Source organism: Novosphingobium sp. LASN5T (assembly GCF_003856955.1).
Lineage (GTDB): Bacteria > Pseudomonadota > Alphaproteobacteria > Sphingomonadales > Sphingomonadaceae > Novosphingobium.
Map to the genome: position 1 here is coordinate 63,207 of NZ_RQSI01000015.1, position 17,634 is coordinate 80,840.

Sequence of the window (17,634 nt, forward strand, 5' to 3'; positions counted from 1 at the left end):
TGATTTCTCCTGTGTTCCCGGGATCAGACCGCCCAGCAGCCGCAGCCGAGCGCGCCCCAGAAGGTCTGCACGTCGGCCGCCGGCACGGACGCGCCCAGCGCGGCGGCGTGATCGTGGCCATGGACGCCGCAGGCGGAGTGGCAACCGCAGGCCGAAGCGAGCCTGGCCCGCGCCTCGGGCGTCTTGTGGTAGCCGCCGAAGGTCGCGACCGGCGACCAGTCGGGCATCGGGCGCGGCAGGGCCGGGGCGAGCGGCGCATAGTCCCCCTCGCCATGGACGACCTTGCCGCCCAGCAGCGTCAGGACCGAGCGGATGTGGACGATCGCGTGCTCGGGCACGCTGAAGTAATCGTCCGACAGCACCGCCAGATCGGCAAGCTGCTCCGCCTTGATCTGACCTTTCTTCCCCACTTCGTTGGAAAACCACGTATTCTCGTAGGTCCACATCGCCAGGGCCTTTTCCCGGCTGACGCGGTTGGCGCCGGGATAGAGCGCGAGCCCGCCCACCGTGCGCCCGGTGACCAGCCAGGCCAGCGACACCCACGGGTTGTAGCTGGCGACGCGCGTGGCATCCGTGCCCGCGCCCACCGGGATGCCCGCGGCGATCATCCTCGTGATCGGCGGGGTGCGCTCGGCCGCCCTGGCGCCATAGCGTTCGACGAAGTATTCGCCCTGATAGGCCATGCGGTGCTGCACGGCGATGCCGCCGCCCAGCGCGGCGATGCGGTCGATGTTGCGGTCGCTGATCGTCTCGGCATGGTCGAAGAACCAGTTGATCCCGGTCAGCGGGATATCGCGGTGGACCTTCTCGAACACGTCGAGCGCGCGGCCGATGGTCTGGTCGTAGGTGGCGTGGAGGCGCCAGGGCCAGCGGTGTTCGGCCAGCAGGCGGATCACCGGTTCGAGATCGCCTTCCATGCTCGGCGGCATGTCGGGCCGGGCGACGCGGAAGTCCTCGAAGTCGGCGGCCGAATAGACCAGCATCTCGCCCGCGCCGTTGTGGCGGTAGCTGTCGTCGCCCTGGCCCGGGCTGACCTGCTTCACCCAGCCGCTGAAGTCGGCGAGTTCCTCCTTGGGCTTCTGCGTGAACAGGTTGTAGCTGACGCGCACGGTCAGTTCGCCGTCCTGGTGCAGCTTCTCGATGATCCGGTAGTCGTCGGGATAGTTCTGGAAGCCGCCGCCGGCATCGATCACGCCGGTCACGCCCAGACTGTTCACATCGCGCATGAAGTGACGGGTGGAATTGATCTGATAGTCCTCGGGAAGTTTGGGCCCCTTGGCCAGCGTCGAATAGAGGATCGTGGCGTTGGGCTGGGCCAGCAGCAGGCCGGTCGGGTTGCCGGCCGCATCGCGCACGATCTCGCCACCGGGCGGATTGGGCGTGTCCTTCGTGTAGCCCACCACCCGCAGCGCGGCGGCGTTGAGCAGCGCGCGGTCGTAGAGGTGCAGGATGAACACCGGCGTATCGGGCGCAACGGCGTTGAGCTCGGCGATCGTCGGCAGGCGCTTCTCGGCGAACTGGTGCTCGGTGAAGCCGCCGACCACGCGCACCCATTGCGGCGCGGGGGTGCGATCGACCTGCTGCTTCAGCATGGCCATCGCCTCGGCCAGCGAGGGCACGCCGTCCCAGCGCAGTTCCATGTTGAAGTTCAGGCCACCGCGGATGATGTGCATGTGGCTGTCGATCAGCCCCGGAATGACGCGGCGGCCCCCGGCATCGATCACCCGCGCATCGGGCAAGGCCGCGGCGCGGACTTCCGCCTCGCTCCCCACCACCAGAAACCTCCCATCGCGCACCGCAACAGCCTCCGCCACCGGATTGGCGCGATCAAGCGTCGTTACCTGCGCGTTCACGAGAATAAGATCGGACATGGGCTTTCCCCTCGGGTGGGCCGACGTGCCGGCCCGGATGCGGTTCAGTCGGTTGGAAGATCGCGGTGGAGCGCGGTCCGCCGGGCGAAGGACCCGGCCCGTTCTCCGGCCAGCATCCCCAGCAAGCCGACCAGGGCGATGACCGGAGGCGCTGGCGAATGTACGCCCAGCAGGGCATAAAGGATGCCGATCAATGTGCCGGCGCCCAGCGAGAGCAGGTGGTTCTTCATGGCGGCTTCCCCGTGCCTGGAAGGTTTCCGTGATTTCGAGCGGCAGAATACGCGGCGGGGATTTTCCGAAAATCAGGATAAATTGGTTCAAGCTTTTCCGAAAAATAGAAAAGTTTGAAAAAGCCGCAGACCGCGTTGCCTGTCCCTGCGACGCGCCCTATAGTGTTCGGATCGTTGCCATTCTGGCGGCTGGGGGCGGCGTGGACGGACAGGACGTCTATCAGTTCAAACCGCATGAACGGCCCACCCTGCCAGGGTCGCCCGCCAATCCCGATCATCCCGCGCGGCGGCGCGTGGGTTATTTCGCGGTCGGCGTGCTGATTGGCGTGACCGCAGGCTTGGGCAATGCGCTGGTGGCGGTCAATCTCAACTTCGCGCAGGGCACGCTCGGCCTCTATTCCAACGAGGCGGCCTGGCTGACGGCGGCCTATCTCATGACCAACACCACGGCGAACCTGCTGCTGGTGAAGTTCCGGCAACAGTTCGGCCTGCAGAGTTTCGTCCGGTACATGCTGGGCGCCTATGCGCTGGCGACGCTGCTGCACCTGTTCGTCCACGGCTTCTGGTCGTCGGTGCTGGTGCGCGCGGCCAGCGGCATGGCGGCGGCGGCGCTCACGTCGCTGACCATCCTCTATCTGATGCAGGCCATGCCCGCGCCAAAGCGGCTGGTCGGGGTGATGCTGGGCATCTCCATTCCGCAGCTGGCGACGCCGCTGGCGCGCGTGCTTTCGCCAGGCCTGCTGGAATGGGGCGACTGGCACATGCTCTATTGGTTCGAGCTGGGGCTGGCGCTGGCCATGCTGGCGGCGATCATGATGCTGCCCCTGCCGCCGAGCGAGCGGTTCAAGGTGTTCGAGCGCTCCGATTTCCTCACCTTTGCGTTGCTCGGGCCGGGCCTGTGGCTGCTGATTGCGGCGCTGACGCAGGGCCGCATCGAATGGTGGACCGACCGTACGTGGATCGGATGGGCGCTGGCCGGCAGCATGGTGATGATTGCGGGGGCGCTGCTGATCGAGCATTTCCGCGAGAACCCACTGATCAACACGCGCTGGCTGGGCACGCGCGAGATGCTGCGGCTGATGGCCGTGGCGGCCTCCGTGCGCATTCTGCTGTCGGAACAGGCGTTCGGGTCGGTAGGCCTGCTCAACGTGGTGGGCATGATCAACGACCAGATGGTCACGTTGAACCTCGTGATCGTGCTGGCCTCGATCGCAGGCATGACCGTGGCGGTGCTGACCTTCAATCCCGAGAATCTTACGCGCCCGATCACGCTGTCGGCCGTGCTTATCGCGATCGGGGCTTTCATCGATGCGGGATCGACCAACCTCAGCCGGCCGGAGATGTTCTATTTCAGCCAGGCGCTGATCGGGTTCGCCTCGCTGCTGTTCATGGCGCAGGCGATGGTCATCGGCATGGCCCGGACGCTGCTGGCCGGACCGCGCAATTTCATCAGCTTCGTGGTTCTGTTCAGCCTGAGCCAGAGCATCGGCGGTCTTGTCGGCACCGCCGCCCTCGGCACGTTCGAGACGGTGCGAGAGAAGTACCATTCGCACGAACTGGTGCAGGACGTGGTCATGACCGATCCGCAGGTGGCCTTGCGCGTGCGGGCAGGTTCGGGCGCGGTCGCGCCGGTGATCGGCGATCCGGCGCTGCGGAGCGCGGAAGGCGTTGCCCTGCTTTCGCAGCAGACCACGCGCGAGGCGCATATTCTTGCCTTCAACGATCTCTTTCTGGTGGTCTGCGTGCTGGCCGTGGCAGCGGCCCTGTGGGGCGTGGCGATCCGCCGCGCGATCCTGCGACGGCACGAGATTTCGCCGGTGATTCTCCTGCAACAGAAGATGGCCGAGCAGGCGGCCGCGATGACGAGTCCCGCCACGGGGCGAAACGGGGAAAGCGCATGACGGATCAGGGGCCAAGCGAAACGATCAGGGCGGAACCGGCCCCGGCCGATCCACAGGTCAACCCCGTGCCCAACGGCTGGAGGCCGCCGGCCAAGAGCCGCCTGACCGTGATCGTCATCGCCACGATCGCCGTGGCGGCGGCGCTGGCGATCCTTTACGCTTGGCAATTGCCCCCGTTCGCGGGCTGGAGCGAGGGCACGGACAACGCCTATGTGCGGGGCAGGGTCACCGTGATCAGCCCGCAGGTGAGCGGCTATGTGACGTCCGTGCCGGTTCGCGACTTCGCGCAGGTGAAGGCCGGGCAGGTGCTGGCCACGATCGATGACCGCATCTATGCGGCGCGGGTCGAACAGGCCAAGGCGAACCTAGCCGCGCAACTGGCCGCGCTCGCCAATTCGCAGCAGAGCCAGCGCGCGCGCGAAGCGGCGCTGACCGGGCAGGAAGCCGGGATCGCCAATGCGCAAGCGCAGCTCGTGCGGGCCGAGGCTGACATGAAGCGCGCGAACGCGCTGGTGGCCGATGGATCGATTTCCGAACGCGAGCGCGACCAGACGCGCGCCGCGTTGCTGGCGGCGCAGGCGGGCGTGCGGCAGGCATCGGCAACGCAGCAGGTCGGCCAGCAGGACGTCCGTTCGGTGCTGGTCGGCCGGGGCGGGCTGGAAGCGGCGGTGGAAGGGGCGAAGGCGCAGCTCCGGCTGGCGCAGGTCGATCTCGACAACACCGTGATCCGCGCGCCGTCGGACGGCCAGCTTTCGGAGATCGGGGTGCGCAACGGGGCCTTTGTCACGGCGGGCACGCAGCTCATGTTCCTGGTGCCCAACGACTTCTGGATCATCGCCAATTTCAAGGAGGCGCAGACCAGCGGGATGCGGATCGGCCAGCCGGTGACGTTCCGTGTCGACGCGCTGAACGGAACGAAGCTGACGGGCAAGGTGGAGAACCTCTCGCCGGCGGCGGGGTCCGAATTCGCGGTGCTCAAGCCCGACAACGCCACCGGCAACTTCGTCAAGATTCCCCAGCGGATCGCGGTGCGCATCCGCATCGATCCCGGGCAGGCAGCGGCGGCCCACCTGCGGCCGGGCATGTCGGTCGAAGTGCGCGTGGCGACGAGGCACTGATGCGCCGCACCGCGATCCATCCGCTTCCCGTGGCGCTCTGTGCCGCGCTGGCAGCCTGCGCCGGCCCGCGTATCGAGACGGCTCAGGTGGCGCCCGTGGTGCCGCCGGCGGAATGGCGGGTCGATACCGCGCAGTCCGGCCTGGTCGAACCGGCCTGGTGGCAGGCATTCGGGGACCCGGTGATGACGGGGCTGATCGATCATGCCCTGGCCGGCAATCCCGATATCGCCATCGCCGCCGCGCGCGTGCGCGATGCGAAGGCGCAGGAGATGGCGGCGCGCGCCGCCTTGCTGCCCACCCTGGACGCCACCGGCGCGGCGGCCCAATCGCGCAGCGTCAATGCCTTCGGCAAGCCGGCCGAGCAGACCGCCGCGCAACCGCAGCTGCAGGTGGCATGGGAAGTCGATCTGTTCGGCCGCCTGTCCGATCAGGCGTCGGCGGCCCGGTCCGCGTGGTTCGCCAGCGAGGCGGCGCGTGATGCCGTGCATCTGTCGATCGCGTCGGCGGTGGCGAGCGGGTATATCACGCTGCGCGCGCTGGATGCCCGGCTTGAGGTTGCGCGGGCGACGCTCGCCGCGCGCGAACAGGCGCTGGGCCTGATCCGGCGCCGGACCGACGCCGGCTATGCCTCGCGGCTGGAACTGGCGCAGGCCGAAGCCGAATACCAGTCTGCCGCGCAGATCATCCCGGCGATCGAACAGGGCATTGCCCGGCAGGAAAACGGATTGCGCGTGCTGGCGGGCGATCTTCCCGGCGATGTCGCGCGCGGCACCACGCTGGCCGCGCTGCACGAGCCGGCAATCCCCGAGGCGCTGCCGTCCGACCTGCTGCGCCGCCGTCCCGATGTCGCACAGGCGGAATGGCAGCTGGCCGGGGCCGATCATGCTCTGGCGGCGGCGCGCAAGCGCTTCCTGCCACAAGTGCGGCTTTCGGCTTCGGCGGGAGCGGCGTTGTCGACACTGCTCGCCGATCCGATCACGATCTGGGCGGCAGGGGGCAGCGTGCTGGCGCCGCTGTTCGAAGGCGGCCGCCTGCGCGCCGGCGCGGAAAGTGCGGCGGCGCAGCGCGATGCGGCCGCGTTCGCCTATCGCAAGGTCGCGCTCAACGCCTTCCGCGAAGTCAACGATGCGCTGGTTACCGTTGTTCGCACCGACGAGCAGGCCGCCATCCTGACCGCGCAACGCGATGCGCTGGCACGGGCATACCGGCATGCCAGCGCGCGCTATGCGTCCGGCTATTCGCCCTATCTCGAACAGCTCGATGCCCAGCGCGGCCTGCTCGCCGCGGAACTGGCCTTGATCCAGTCCCAATCCGACGCGCTGACGGCGCGCGTGGCCTTGTTCCAGGCACTGGGTGGGGGATGGATGCCCGAAAGAGCGGCTACCGATCCCCAGAACCGGAAGTGACCGCAGGACGGTTCGTGCGCCGGCATATCCGGATGGTATCGCCTGCGCTCACGCAGTGGAACCCGCGTTGCAGCATCGCTTCGGCGGCCGCGGTGAAGCCCTGCCAGCGCCGGTTGAGTTCGGCAAAATCGGCAACGGGCGTCACGAAAGTGCCCGGTACCAGCGGCTGATCCTCGGGAAAATCCACGATGAGGTAATCCGCCTTCACGGCGCAGGCCAATATGCCATCGAGCACCTTGGCGTCGGTGAACCGGTACTGGAAGAAGCGCGGGCAGACGAGCCGGTCCGACCGCGTGCCCGAAGCATGATGTAGATCATTGTCGGAGCCCAGCCGCGCGTAGCGGACCGGAGCCGGCCCCGCCACCTGGTGAAGCGCGATGGCTTCGGGCGGGTCGGCATCGAGTTCCTCCAGGCGGTCGAAGAAGTCCAGCGGGCTGTCGTCTGTCCAAGTCTCCGCGCCGGCAAAGGACAGCACCCCTGCCGCCCCGAGGATCACCGGCAAGGCGATGAGCGGGCCGTAGCTGGCCAGCAGGTCCGGGATCGCCACTGCCGCCGCCAGCGCCAGAAAGACATGGAGCACGGCGAGGTGCGGCCCCCAGATGGCCGTCAGGCCGATCACGGCAAGCGAAACGGGGTAGATCGCGAGGCATCCCGCCAGAAACGGGCGCAGCGCGTCACCTGCCGGCGCGCGCAGGAACCGGACCAGCAGGAACAGGAACGCCGCGAGCGACAGCGCCAGTATCGCCTTGCCGAAATACAGCGCGGTAAGCGCGTGATTCCCGATGTTGCCGATCAGCGTCGGCGCGGAAAAGACGTTGCTTTGCGAATAGAACAGATTCGCCTGCTGGGCTGCCAGATAGCCGTGCAGTTCCCCGCGCATGGCCAGACCCGCCAGAACGATGGCCGAAGCGAGCGCGCAGGCCGATCCGCATCGCCACAGGAACCCGGCGGCCGGTTCGCGCGGGGTGTATCGGGCAATCGCGTGAACCAGCACAAACGCCAGCGCGATCGGCGCGTAGATCAGCTTGGTGAGCAGCAGGGCCGCCAGCGCCACGCCGGTGGCGATGCTGCGTCCTGACGTGGCAAGGCCGATGGTCGCCAGCGTCAGCACGATTCCCGGCGGAATGCTGCCGCCCCGATCGTACATCGGCCCGGTCAGCATGAAGGCCGATGCCACGAGGACCAGTCGCTGGCCCAGAACGCATCCGGGATGGAAACGCCGCGCCAGGGCCGCAGCGATCAGCGCGGCCCCGCCCACGCAAGCCAGCTCGAAGCCGTATTCCGCAAGAGGACCGATCAGGCGCTGCACCGCGATGGCGTAGTAGAACAGCGGGTCCTTGTTATCGATCACATCGACATAGAGCCGATCGCCGGCCAGCATCCGCTCGGCAACGGACTGATAGAGCGACCGGTCCGCCACGGGTTCGGGCACGAGACGGGTCGTGAAGAACAGGAGGAAGACCGGGATCAGGAGCCAGTCGAGCCAGGTGCCGAACCACTTGGCGGTGGAACGACCGTCGGCATGGCTGCTTCTACGCTCGGAAAATCTCCGCCAAGCCTGCCATCGGTGCGTCATTGTCATGGTGCGGCGTCTTTACCAAGATCGGAACAAAGTCCTATCAGGAATGATGATTTCCAACACAGACCCCGTCGGGACGGCTGATCGAGTAAGGCTGGCGCGCGTCGATATAGTCGCACTGACGGCCGGGCAACTGATTGCCGAACTCGGACTGAGGCTGGGCTAGCCGCGATGGCGCCGGCCTATCGTATCGATGCTTCGGCGCAGCAGATCGCAAAGGATCTGGGTGCCGATATCGACGGAGACGTTTGGCAGGGTGGTATGGTCGAACCCGGCGGCTACGCGCCGGTGATCGTGACCACCCGGGAGAAAGGGCGCCACCTCGTCCCGCGTCAGTGGGGTGTCCCGCCTCCTCCACGCGGCGAACACCTGATCCCTTTCGTCCGCAACCTGGACAGCCCGTTCTGGATAGGCACGCTGCGGCACACGCAGTTTCGCTGCCTTGTTCCCATGACGCATTATCGCCAGGGCGATAGCTGGTTCACCGATCCCGCGGCGCCGCTGCTTGCCGTGGCCGGCATATGGCGGGATTCCGAAATTCCAAGCTTTGCCATCCTGACTTCGGGCACGCCCGCCCCGCTGCCCGTCATCCTGCGGCCCGAAACATACGACGTCTGGCTGCGGGCCGACATCAAGATTGCCCGTCTCCTGATCGAGGAGTCTCTGCGCTGAATCTCGGCCGGCCTCTGGACGAGACCGCTTCCCGTATCTATATACCGCCCGGTATGGAAATGGCAGTTCAATCCGGCAGGGGCCGCCCCCGGGAGTTCGATCCCGAAGAAGCGCTGGCCGCCGCGCTCCAGGTGTTCTGGCTGCGCGGATACGAAGGCGCGTCCATGGCCGAGCTGACCGAGGCGATGGGCATTACCAAGCCCAGCCTCTACGCCTGCTTCGGCAACAAGGAGGCGTTGTTCCGCAAGGCGCTCGATCTCTACGAGCGGGACAAGCTCTGCTACGTGAAATCCGCGCTTCAGGAGCCTACGGCAAAGGCAGTGGCGGAAAAGCTGCTGCGCGGCGCGCTGGCCCTGCAGACGGGCGAGCCCGATCCGCGCGCTTGCCTCGGCGTGATCAGCATGGTGGCCTGCACGACTCACGCCGATACGATCAAGGAAGAAGTGATCGCGCGCCGCGCCTCGTCGGAACAGGCGTTGGTGGAACGGTTGGAGCGCGCGAAGACGGAAGGGGACTTTCCCGAAAGCATCGATCCGGCAGCTCTGGCAGCCTATCTCAATGCCGTGATGCAGGGCATGGGCGTCCAGGCGGGCGCGGGCGCCACGCCCGAGCAACTGGCGCAACTGGTGGATATGACGCTGGCTGTGTGGCCCGGTCGATAGGTGATCAACCCGCTGGAAAAGCAAATCTTTTTGCATTCCCTCATTTAATCTACTAATCGGTACAAAATTCCGGTTGACGCCCCATCGCTCCATATTATATACCGCATGGTATGGAATAAAGCAGAGGCATCCGGGAGGGGGTTGTGTCCAACCGATCTGTTGAGCCCGATTTTCTAGAATAGCCGCACACTTCGCTCTCTGGGGCGGGGCGTGCCCATCAGCCCCTGCGGAAGACGCCCGCCGAATCTCACCCCGGTCGGCGTGCCCTTCCGCTCCTCCCGCAGCCGGTTCCGGCGTCGCGAGCGCGTGCGCATGCCGCCCACGTGCCGGAGCCGGCTGCATCCTTTGCGTGGCGCGAGCCGCGCAGCCCCGTCCGCTTCGCCCGCGTGCGAACGGCGTTCCCATTTTCGTGTCCGTCAAGCCGGTGCAGGGCGCATCCGGCGTTGCGCGGGCGCGTCTGCCAATGACGGAGTCTTGCAATGAACATGGTCTCACGCATCCAGGCCGAAATGCCGACCATCCCCGTGGAAGCGCCCGGCAAGGAACGCCGCCCCCGCCGCCGCTGGCGGACGGCTGCGCTGGTCGCGATCGGGCTGGCGCTGGCGGGTGGTGCCGGCTGGAAGGCGTTCGACCGGCCTCAGGCCGAGGCCGCCGTGATGCCGCAGCCGACCGTCGGCGTTGCCGTGCCGCTGGTGCGCAAGGTGGTGCTGTGGGACGATTACGTCGGCCGTTTCGCGCCCAGCCAGGCGGTGGAAGTCCGCCCGCGCGTGTCCGGGCAGATCGTGGCGCTGCATTTCCATGACGGCGATATCGTGCGCAAGGGGCAGCCGCTGTTCACCATCGACCAGCGCCCGTTCCTGGCCGCGCTGGCCGAAGCGCGCGCCAACGCCGCCAGCGCGCGCAGCGCCCTGCGGCTGGCGCAGGCCGACTACGGGCGCGTCAGCCGCCTGAGTGGCGACGAGGCCGTCTCCGCCGCCGAAGTCGATTCGCTGCGCGCCCGGCTGCAGGCCGCGCAGGCCGCGCTGGCCGCCGCCGACGCGCGGGTGCGGCAGCTGGCGCTCAACGTGGAATTCACCGTGGTGCGCGCACCGATCACCGGGCGGGTTTCGGACCGCCGGATCGATGTCGGCAACCTGGTTTCGGGAGCGGACGCGGCCAATGCCACGCTGCTGACCACGATCAACGCGCTCGATCCGATTTACTTCACCTTTGATGCCTCGGAAGCGCTGTTCCTGAAGACCCAGCGCGATCGCGCTGAAGGCAAGGGCGGCGGCGAGGTGGAGATCCGCCTTCAGGACGAAGGCGATTTCCGCTGGAAGGGCCGGCTCGATTTCACCGACAACGGCCTCGATCCGCGCTCCGGCACCATTCGCGGCCGCGCCGTGCTGTCCAACCCGGACCTGTTCCTGACCGCCGGCATGTTCGGCAACATGCGCCTGTCGAACGGGGGTGAGGTCGATGCCCTGCTGGTCCCCGACGAGGCGATCCAGTCCGATCAGGCGCGCAAGGTCGTGCTGGTGGCTGGAACCGACGGCGTCGTGGCGGCCAAGCCGGTGGAACTCGGCCCCGTGGTCGATGGCCTGCGCGTGATCCGTTCCGGCTTGGCGCCTACCGACCGGGTGATCGTTTCCAACACCCAGGCGGCCGCGACGGGCACCAAGGTCCTGACCCGTGCCGCGCCGATCAAGGCCGCGAAAGCGCCCGCCGCACAGGCCGGGGGCTCGCCGCCGCCGGCCGCGTCGCAGGCGACGTTCGCCCGCTGATCCGCGCGCCCCGTTTCTCCTTTCCCAGGAATCCCATTCCATGCGTTTCTCGCGCTTCTTCATCGACCGGCCGATCTTCGCGGCGGTGATCGCGGTGATCATCTCGGTCGTCGGCGCGCTGGCTTTCATCGGCCTGCCCGTCAGCCAGTATCCCGACATCGTGCCGCCGACGGTGACCGTCGCGGCGCAGTACCCCGGCGCCTCCGCCGAAACCGTCGCCCAGACCGTGGCCGCGCCAATCGAGCAGGAGATCAACGGCGTCGACAACATGCTCTACATGAGCAGCCAGTCGACCGGCGACGGCAAGGTTACGATCACCGTCACGTTCAAGATCGGCACCGATCTCGATGCCGCGCAGGTGCTCGTGCAGAACCGCGTCGCCGTGGCGACGCCGCGCCTGCCCGAGGAAGTGCAGCGGCTGGGCGTGGTGACGCGCAAGACCACGCCGAACTTCCTGATGGTGGTCAACCTTCAGTCGCCCGACGGCACGTTCGACCGCGATTACCTGTCGAACTATGCGCTGACTCAAGTGCGCGACCGGCTGGCCCGGCTGGACGGCGTGGGCGACGTGCAGCTTTTCGGCGCGCGCGACTATGCCATGCGGATCTGGATCGATCCCGGTCGCGCGGCCGAACTCAATCTGACGGCTGGCGAGATCGTCGCGGCGCTGCGCGCGCAGAACGTGCAGGTTTCCTCCGGTTCTATCGGCCAGCCGCCCTACAATCGTGGTGAAGCCTTCCAGATCGGCGTGGAGATGCAGGGCCGGCTCACCGATCCGCAGCAGTTCGCCGATGTCGTCATCCGCAGCGACGCCGATGGCCATCAGGTCCGCGTGCGTGATGTGGCGCGCGTGGAGCTTGGCGCGCAGGACTATGGCATCAACACCTACCTGTCGAACAAGCCCACCGTCGTTGTGGCGGTGATGCAGCGCCCCGGCTCCAACGCGCTGGATGCCGCCAACAAGGTCAAGGCGGAGATGGACACGCTGTCCAAGCAGTTCCCCAAGGGGCTGGAATACAGCGTGATCTACAACCCCACCGAGTTCATCAGCCAGTCGATCGACGCGGTCTATCACACGCTGTTCGAAGCGGTGATCCTGGTCGTCATCGTCATCCTGGTGTTCCTGCAGAACTGGCGCGCGGCGGTCATCCCGATCATCGCCATCCCGGTCTCGCTGATCGGCACGGCAACGATGCTGGCCGCCGTGGGCTATTCGCTCAATTCCCTCTCGCTGTTCGGGCTCGTCCTGGCGATCGGCATCGTCGTCGACGATGCCATCGTCGTGGTGGAGAACGTGGAACGCAACATCGAGCACGGCATGAGCCCGCTGGAGGCCGCGCGCACCTCGATGGACGAGGTCGCGGCCGCGCTGGTCGCGATCGTGCTGGTGCTGTGCGCCGTGTTCGTGCCGACGCTGTTCATCACCGGCATTTCGGGCGCGTTCTACCAGCAGTTCGCCGTGACGATCTCTACCGCGACGGTGATCTCGCTGCTGCTGTCGCTGACCCTGTCTCCGGCCGCCGCCGCGCTGCTGCTGCGCCCCAAGCACGGGTCTGCCGCCGACGATCCCACCGCCCCCAAGTGGAAGCGCGTGCTGGCCCAAGCCGGCGATCGCTTCAACGCCGGCTTCGATCGCCTGTCCGATCGCTATGGCCGCCTCACGCGCTGGCTGCTGGCCCGCCGCAAGAAGGTGCTCGCGACCTATGCCGCGCTGATCGTCGCCACGATCGGCCTGTTCTGGGCGACGCCCGGCGGGTTCATTCCGGCGCAGGATCAGGGCTACTTCCTGGCGGTGGTGCAACTGCCCCCCGGAGCCTCGCTGGAGCGCACCGACGCGGTGACGCGCGAGGTCGCGGCCAAGATCCTGCCGATCAAGGGCCTGCGCGGCGCGGTGATGTTCGCCGGCTTCCACGGCCCGTCGCAGACGTCCGCTCCCAATTCGGCCGCGATCTACTTCCCGTTCAAGAGCTTTGCCGAACGCGGCGCGGAAGGCGTGACTTATGCCGGCATCATGGAGCAGGCGGGCAAGGCCGTCGAAGGCTATGACAAGGCGCGCATCCTGCTGGTGCCGCCGCCGGTCATCCAGGGCATCGGCGCGGCCGGCGGCTATCGCTACATGCTGCAGGATCGCGAAGGCCGGGGCTACGACGCGCTGAACAAGGTGGCCGGCGACGTGATCGCCAAGGCCAATCAGAAGCCCGGCCTCAGCGAGGTCTATACGCTGTTCGATGTCGGCACCCCGCGCGTGTTCGCGGATGTCGACCGCCGCAAGGCCGATCTGCTGGGCGTGCCGCCCGAACGGGTGTTCGAAGCGATGCAGGTCTATCTCGGCTCCGCATTCGTCAACGATTTCAATCTTCTGGGGCGGACTTATCGCGTAACGGCTCAGGCTGATGCGGACCATCGCGGCTCGGTGGCGGACATCGCCAACCTCAAGACCCGTTCGAACTCCGGGCAGATGGTGCCGATCGGATCGGTCTCCACCTTCCGCGACAAGACCGGACCCTATCGCGTGGTCCGTTACAACCTGATGCCGGCGGTCGAAATCGACGGCAGCACCGCGCCGGGCTATTCGACCGGGCAATCGCTGACGACGATGGAGAAGCTCGCCGCATCGACCGTGCCCGCCGGCTATGGCGGCGAATGGACCGACATCGCCTTTCAGCAGAAGACCGCCGGGAATACCGCCGGCGTGGTCTTCGCCATGGCCGTGTTCTTTGTCTTCCTCGTGCTCGCGGCGCAGTATGAAAGCCTGACGCTGCCGCTGGCGATCATCCTGATCGTGCCGATGTGCCTGTTCGCGGCGATGCTGGGCGTGAACCTGCGGGGGATGGACAACAACATCCTGACCCAGATCGGCCTTGTCGTGCTGATCGCGCTGGCCGCCAAGAACGCGATCCTGGTGGTCGAGTTCGCCAAGCAGGCGGAAGAGGAACGCGGCTTGTCGCCCGTGGAAGCGGCGGTCCACGCCGCCCGCGCGCGGCTGCGCCCGATCCTGATGACGAGCTTCGCCTTCATCCTCGGCGCGGTGCCGCTGGTGGTGGCGAGCGGGGCAGGGGCGGAACTGCGGCAGGCGCTGGGCACGGCGGTATTCTTCGGCATGACCGGGGTCACCGCGTTCGGGCTGCTGTTCACGCCCACTTTCTACGTGGTCTGCCGGGGCCTGGGCGAACGCCTGGGCCGTGGCCGCCGCGCCGCTGCCGCCTATGCGCCGCAGCCGGCCGAATAAGGAACTGCGATGATGATCCGGAAACTTCTCCCCCTGTTGCTGGGCGCCACGGCGCTCAGCGCCTGCGCCACGGTGCCGGCCTACACGCCCCCCGCCGCGCCGCAGGCGGCCGCCGGGCCGTTCCTGGGCAGCGCCTCGCCAACCGTCAGCACGACGGCGACGGCGGACCGCTGGTGGACGCTGTATCATGATGCCCGGCTGGATCGCCTGGTCGAGGATACGCTGGCGCAGAATACCGACGTGCGCGTGGCCGTGGCACGGATCGAGCGGGCGCGGGCGCAGCTGCGCGGCGCGCGCTCGCAAAGGCTGCCGCAAACCGGCGTCACCACCTCGGCCGACTATGGCCGCTCGGCCGCCGCGCAGACGCCCGTTGGCGTGGACCGCGAAAGCTGGACGTTCGATGGCGGTCTCGATGTCTCCTACGAAGTCGATCTCTTCGGCCGCGTGAAAAGCGGGATCACCGCCGCGCGCGGCGATCTGGAAGCCGCCGAAGCGGATGCCGCCGCCGTGCGCGTGGCGGTGATCGCGGATACGGTGCGCGCCTATTTCGATGTGACCACGTCCGCCGAGCGGCTGGCCGTGGCGCAGCAGACCGTCGCGCTGCTCGATCGGTCGATCCGCATCACCTCCGCACGGTTCGAGGTGGGCCGGTCGGACCGGCTCGACGTGATCCGCGTGACCGCGCTGCGCGATCAGCAGCAGGCGCAGATTCCTGCGCTTCAGGCGGACCGCGATGCCGCGCTGTTCCGGCTGGCGACGCTGACCGGCCGGACGCCGCAGGCGCTGCCGACCGAGATCGCCAATGCCGGCACGGTCACGCCTGCATTGGCGCAGCCGATCCCGGTGGGCGACGGCGCGGCGCTGCTGGCGCGCCGGCCCGACGTCAAGGCGGCGGAACGGCGGTTGTCGGCCGATGCGGCGCGTGTGGGCGTAGCCACCGCCGACCTCTATCCCCGGATCACGCTGGGCGGATCGATCGGCGCGACGGCGCTGGGCAGCGCGAACCCGTTCACCGGCGGACCGTTCCGCTGGCTGCTGGGGCCGCTGATCAACTGGTCGTTCCCCAACCAGGAACCGGTGCGGGCGCGGATCGCGGCGGCCAAGGCCGACAGCGCGGCCTCGCTGGCGCAATTCGATGGCACCGTGCTGCGCGCGCTGGAGGAAACCGAGCGGGCGCTGGCATCCTACAGCCACGCGCTGGAACGCGAACAAACCCTGACAGCGGCGCGCGATGCGGCGGCCCGCGCGGCGGCGATCAGCGTCGCGCGGCAGCGGGAAGGGCGGATCGATTTCCTGACGCTGCTCGATGCGCAGCGCACACTCGCAAGCGCCGACGCCGATCTCGCAGCGGCCAAGCGCGCTGTGGCCTTCGCGCAAGTGGACGTGTTCCGCGCTCTGGGCGGTGGCTGGGAAGCGGCTTCACCGCCCCGCGCTTGAGACAGGCAATCCGGACAGCGCCGACACTGCGGCTTTGGGGTCAGGCCCCTAACGCCGCTGCCAGCGCCCCGGCCGGCGTTCGGCGACCGCCTGTACGCCTTCCTTGAAGTCCGCGCTGGCGAACAGCGCGATCTGTTCGCGGCATTCCCGTTCCGTCTGCGCGGCCACCGCATCGGCAAGCCCGTGGCGCAGCGTGGCGCGCGTGGCTTCGACCGCGAGAGGCGCGCCTTCGGCGATCTCGGTGGCAAAGGCGAGGGCGGCTTGCGCCAGGTGCTCGGCGGGCACCACCTCGTCCACCAGGCCCATGGCCGCGGCTTCGGCTCCGGTGTATCGGCGGCCGGTGTAGAACAGCTTCGCGGTGTTCTGATGGCCGATCACGCGCGGCAGGATATGGGTCAGCCCGAAGCCGGGATGGATGCCGATCTTGACGAAATTCCCCGCGAACCGGGCGTCTTCCGCGGCGATCCGGAAGTCACCCACCATGGCGAGGCCAAGCCCTCCGCCAATGGCGGCGCCCTGAACCGCGACAACGATGGGTTTGCGCGTCCGGAACAAGCGGACCGCCTGACGATAGAGGTCGCCCGGATCGGCCAGTTCGCCCTGGCCAGACCCTTCGCGGCCGGAAAAGCTCGCGCCGGCGCAGAAGACCTTGCCTTCGGAACGCAGCAGGACCGCGCGCAGATCGTCGGTACGATCGATTTCTTCCAGCGCATCGGCCAGCGCATTGATCAGATCGACATCGAAATAGTTGAGCGGCGGGCGCGAAAAGCTGACGATCGCGACGGCATCCTGCCTGGTGATGGTGACGCCATCGAACACGGTCTTCATGCGTTTTCCTCTCGCTTTCCAGGCGTGGTGGCCGGACTTCTGCGGATCCTGGCCACCGCAAACCGCGCGGCCTTCGTCCGTTGCCGGCAACGATGGCGGATACAAGCGTATCGCGCAATGACAGGCACGCACTCGCGCGGATGGAGATTTTACATAATCTCTATTATCACCGTAATGGACGCCGTCCGGGACCGGCGCCAAGGCCCGTTTCCATCCAGCCGAAACCTCTAGAGGCGCGGCAAAGCCATGGCCTTGCGGGATTGCCGCTTCTCGGGCGCGCCACCGAGCTGTTCCTCGTGAATGTCGAGCAGGGAATCCAGCAGCTCGGCATCGCTGCTCGACATCACGCCAAGCACCTCGGCCTCATCACAGCCTTCCGCGGCGAGATAGGCATGGCCCATGCTGGAATCGATGTAGAGCGATTCCCCCTCATTAAGCACCATCGCGTCATAGAACTCCGTCACGACCACCACGCTGCCACGGACCACATAGACGAACTCTTCGCCCGCGTGGCGCACGAGATCGCCGAACTGTTCCAGCGTCTTGGCGCGGATCTTGGTGATCGCCGGAATCATGCGCTTCCGCCGCAGTTCGGTGCAGAGGTAGTAATAGTCGTAATTGGGCGTTTCGACGCGCAGCGCTTCGTTCAGGAGACCTTTGCTGCGCCGGGCGGTGACCTGCGCGGCCGGCGTTTCCTCGCGGCTGCTTTCGGCGAACAGTTCGGACATCCGCAAGCCAAGCCGCTGGCTGATCTGCTGCAGCTTGTCGTAGGTCAGCGTAAGCCGATCGTGTTCGACCTTCGACAAGGTGGAGACCGGAATGCCCGCCTTCTCGCTCATTTGCTTGAGCGTCCACCCGTTACGGCTGCGCAATCCGCGTACCAGCGCGCCGAGTGTGGGAGTAGCTGCGGACATCCGGACGATCCTTATTCGTTGACT

The 17,634-nt window shown here is 67.3% G+C and carries 12 protein-coding genes and 1 pseudogene; 8 read left to right on the forward strand and 5 right to left on the reverse strand.

Annotated features, from left to right (window positions below; translation table 11 throughout):
* Nucleotides 1-23 precede the first annotated feature (23 nt).
* Both EH199_RS11925 and EH199_RS11930 read right to left on the reverse strand, forming a co-directional pair.
* A complete protein-coding gene (locus EH199_RS11925) occupies nt 24-1,871 on the reverse strand; it encodes an amidohydrolase (protein WP_124809478.1) in 1,848 nt (615 codons plus the stop codon).
* A gap of 77 nt (nt 1,872-1,948) precedes the next feature.
* Nucleotides 1,949-2,101 (reverse strand): annotated as a pseudogene (locus EH199_RS11930) (DUF1427 family protein); the annotation flags it as partial.
* A 200-nt stretch (nt 2,102-2,301) separates the two neighbouring features.
* Between EH199_RS11930 and EH199_RS11935 the strand changes: the two are divergent.
* The 3 genes from EH199_RS11935 to EH199_RS11945 are packed head-to-tail and all read left to right on the forward strand — an operon-like array spanning nt 2,302 to nt 6,526.
* A complete protein-coding gene (locus EH199_RS11935; protein ID WP_223806633.1) occupies nt 2,302-4,002 on the forward strand; it encodes an MFS transporter in 1,701 nt (566 codons plus the stop codon).
* On the forward strand, nt 3,999-5,120 hold the full coding sequence (locus EH199_RS11940) for an HlyD family secretion protein (RefSeq protein WP_124809480.1): 1,122 nt from the start codon (nt 3,999-4,001) through the stop codon (nt 5,118-5,120). The genes EH199_RS11935 and EH199_RS11940 overlap by 4 nt, the downstream gene beginning before the upstream one ends.
* A complete protein-coding gene (locus EH199_RS11945; RefSeq protein WP_124809481.1) occupies nt 5,120-6,526 on the forward strand; it encodes an efflux transporter outer membrane subunit in 1,407 nt (468 codons plus the stop codon). The genes EH199_RS11940 and EH199_RS11945 overlap by 1 nt, the downstream gene beginning before the upstream one ends.
* On the opposite strand, the gene EH199_RS11950 is transcribed toward EH199_RS11945, so the two are convergent.
* A complete protein-coding gene (locus tag EH199_RS11950) occupies nt 6,501-8,108 on the reverse strand; it encodes a hypothetical protein (protein ID WP_124809482.1) in 1,608 nt (535 codons plus the stop codon). The two genes, EH199_RS11945 and EH199_RS11950, sit on opposite strands and share 26 nt — an antisense overlap.
* Before the next feature lie 168 nt (nt 8,109-8,276).
* On the opposite strand from EH199_RS11950, the gene EH199_RS11955 reads away from it, so the two are divergent.
* The 5 genes from EH199_RS11955 to EH199_RS11975 all read left to right on the forward strand — a co-directional run bounded on the left by EH199_RS11955 (nt 8,277) and on the right by EH199_RS11975 (nt 15,868).
* A complete protein-coding gene (locus tag EH199_RS11955; RefSeq protein ID WP_124809483.1) occupies nt 8,277-8,777 on the forward strand; it encodes a DUF159 family protein in 501 nt (166 codons plus the stop codon).
* Nucleotides 8,778-8,830: 53 nt separating this feature from the next.
* Complete coding sequence (locus tag EH199_RS11960) at nt 8,831-9,439, forward strand: TetR/AcrR family transcriptional regulator (RefSeq protein ID WP_124809484.1); 609 nt, start codon at nt 8,831-8,833, stop codon at nt 9,437-9,439.
* Between the two features lie 479 nt (nt 9,440-9,918).
* Complete coding sequence (locus tag EH199_RS11965) at nt 9,919-11,202, forward strand: efflux RND transporter periplasmic adaptor subunit (RefSeq protein WP_124809485.1); 1,284 nt, start codon at nt 9,919-9,921, stop codon at nt 11,200-11,202.
* A gap of 40 nt (nt 11,203-11,242) precedes the next feature.
* A complete protein-coding gene (locus EH199_RS11970; protein WP_124809486.1) occupies nt 11,243-14,431 on the forward strand; it encodes an efflux RND transporter permease subunit in 3,189 nt (1,062 codons plus the stop codon).
* A gap of 12 nt (nt 14,432-14,443) precedes the next feature.
* Nucleotides 14,444-15,868 (forward strand): efflux transporter outer membrane subunit, encoded by a 1,425-nt coding sequence (locus EH199_RS11975; protein WP_124809545.1) that lies wholly within the window; start codon nt 14,444-14,446, stop codon nt 15,866-15,868.
* Nucleotides 15,869-15,916: 48 nt separating this feature from the next.
* Here the strand turns inward: EH199_RS11975 and EH199_RS11980 are convergent, their stop codons facing one another.
* A complete protein-coding gene (locus EH199_RS11980) occupies nt 15,917-16,696 on the reverse strand; it encodes an enoyl-CoA hydratase/isomerase family protein (RefSeq protein WP_124809487.1) in 780 nt (259 codons plus the stop codon).
* Nucleotides 16,697-16,923: 227 nt separating this feature from the next.
* The gene (locus EH199_RS11985; RefSeq protein ID WP_124809489.1) at nt 16,924-17,610 is read right to left on the reverse strand and encodes a helix-turn-helix domain-containing protein; all 687 of its coding nucleotides are present in this window, start codon (nt 17,608-17,610) and stop codon (nt 16,924-16,926) included.
* Between the last annotated feature and the right edge of the window lie 24 nt (nt 17,611-17,634).